3 protein-coding genes are annotated in these 2264 nt (G+C 31.7%); 1 reads left to right on the top strand and 2 read right to left on the bottom strand.

Translation table 11 applies throughout. From position 1 onward, the window contains the following. Both SPD90_RS09350 and SPD90_RS09345 read right to left on the bottom strand, forming a co-directional pair. The coding region (locus SPD90_RS09350; RefSeq protein WP_320925048.1) for a HAMP domain-containing sensor histidine kinase at window positions 1-1091 on the bottom strand (1091 nt) is incomplete at its 3' end. Next, window positions 1088-1762, bottom strand: a complete 675-nt coding sequence (locus SPD90_RS09345; RefSeq protein WP_320925047.1) for a response regulator transcription factor — start codon at window positions 1760-1762, stop codon at window positions 1088-1090. The genes SPD90_RS09345 and SPD90_RS09350, both read right to left, overlap by 4 nt. Before the next feature lie 224 nt (window positions 1763-1986). Here SPD90_RS09345 and SPD90_RS09340 point away from each other — a divergent pair. Further along, the coding region (locus tag SPD90_RS09340) for an ATP-binding cassette domain-containing protein (RefSeq protein ID WP_320925046.1) at window positions 1987-2264 on the top strand (278 nt) is incomplete at its 3' end.

Genomic DNA, 2264 nt, shown 5'->3' with positions numbered 1-2264 from the left:
ATACCGATACCTGTATCTGTAATTTTAACAGTTGCAGTATCCTCTGTGTCCATAAGCTGTATAGATATCTTACCATTTTCGTCTGTAAATTTTATCGCATTTGAGATGAGGTTTAACCAAACCTGCTGCAATAGGTCCTCGTTGCTGTATATTTCTACCTCGTCTAGATCTATATCTATATCTAAGTTTTTTTCGCTTAAATCCCTCTGTAAAAGAAGCACAGAATGTCTTAGCTGTTCATCTAGAGAAAATGCCACCTTGTCTGTTATGATTTCCTGAGTTTCTAATTTAGTCAGTTTCAAGATATTGCTGGTCAAATTGGAAATTCTAGATGTCTCGCTGATTATTATATCTAGATATTCATCTCTGTCCTCTTTTGAAAGAGTATCGTCCTTTAATAAGTTTGAAAATCCCTGTATAGTCGCTATTGGCGTTTTGATTTCGTGGGATACATTGCTTATAAAGTCGTTTCTAAGTGTCTCGATGCTATTTAATTCCTTTACCATTGTGTTGAATTTTGCAGTTAGAGAAGCTAGCTCAAATTCATTTGGGATAGGTAGTTTTATATTGAAATTTCCCTTGGCGACTTCTCCAGTGGCGTAGTTTAAATTTCTAATAGGCATTAAAAATTTTTTACTAAACATAGTTACCATAATTGATATAAATATCAATGTATATGAAATAGCAAGTAGACTATTTATAGTTGTATAAAAAAACAAGTTCTTTTTTGGTTTATTTGAAATCACGACGTATTTATCCTCGATTGGAACAAGTGTAGTAATCGAGTGAAGTGGCTTTTCAGAGTAAATAACTTCATCGCTTTCAGTTAAATCATCGTAGCTTGATATATCGTTTACTACATTTATCTCGTATTCACTTCCGAAATCCATCGAAATAATCTTTTCAAGTGGAAAATCAGTTTCATCGTGTAATAGCAAAATATTTTGGGCTATTTTAGTCTGATTTTGCTTCATAGTATGCTCTATGGTATTTCCGTAAAAGCAATACGAAATAACAAATGAGAAGCATCCAGAAAATATAGAAATCAAAACCATGAATAAAATAAGCCTTGTCTGCAGGTTTCTTATCATGAATTGACCACCGCTTTATATCCAAGACCTCTTACTGTGACAATTTCAAAATCCTTTGAATCTCTGTAGCGCTCTCTTATTCTCTTGATATGTACATCTACAGTTCGCTCGTCTGCTAAGCTCTCCATACCCCAAATCTCGTCTAAAAGCTGTCTACGTGTAAATATAGTATCTGGTGAAGACACCAATTTAAATAAAAGGTAAAATTCCTTTTTAGGTAGAGTGTTACATTCACCATCTACTGTTACAGATAGGGAATTGTAATCTAAAACTGTGTTTCCAATAGTTATCTTGTGGTCGTTTACAATTTTTGATCTCCTCAATATTGCTCCAATTCTCAGGATTAATTCCTCAAAGTCGATAGGCTTTACCATATAATCGTCAGCTCCCATAGAAAATCCCTTTTTCTTGTCTTCTAGCTGTTCTTTAGCAGTGACCATTATAATCGGAATTTCACAATGTCCTTCTCTTAAAGTTTCAGTAAATTCATAGCCATCCATATTAGGCATCATTATATCGCAAATTATCAAATCTATATGTGTAGTATCTAAAACATCTAGTCCAACCTCACCGTCAGAGGCTTCAAAGGTTGAGTATCCGTGTTGTTTTAAAGTAGCACATATGAGCTTTCTCATATTTTTATTATCTTCAATTACTAGTATATTAAACATCTAAAGCACCTCAAATTTATTATCTATATTAAGAAAGTTTACCGTCTAGGCAAATTTATTTTAACTAAATTACATTATAACATTATAGATTGTAAATATGAACTTAATATAAAATTTTACATCTATATTTAATTCATATTTTATTAATATATTTCCTTTATATTTAAAATATATTAAAATGTATTTGTCTAAAATAGTTGAGGTAAATAGATTTAGGAGGGCTTATGTTACAGCTTAAAAATATTTATAAGAGTTATATAACAGGAGGCAATAAACAAATCGCATTAGACGGGATTAATTTAAAGTTTAGAGAGAGTGAATTTGTGACAATTTTAGGTCCAAGTGGCTCAGGCAAGACTACCTGTTTAAATATAATAGGTGGTTTAGAGTATTACGATAAGGGCGATTTAATAATAAACGGCAGATCCACAAAGGATTTTAGCGATTCTGATTGGGATTCATATAGAAATAATACTGTAGGATTTATATTTAAAAATTACAA

This window comes from Intestinibacter sp. (assembly GCF_034113885.1).
In the GTDB taxonomy this organism is placed as follows: domain Bacteria; phylum Bacillota; class Clostridia; order Peptostreptococcales; family Peptostreptococcaceae; genus Intestinibacter.
Note: the sequence above shows the minus strand (reverse complement) of the source record. Positions and strands in the feature narration are given on the sequence as shown.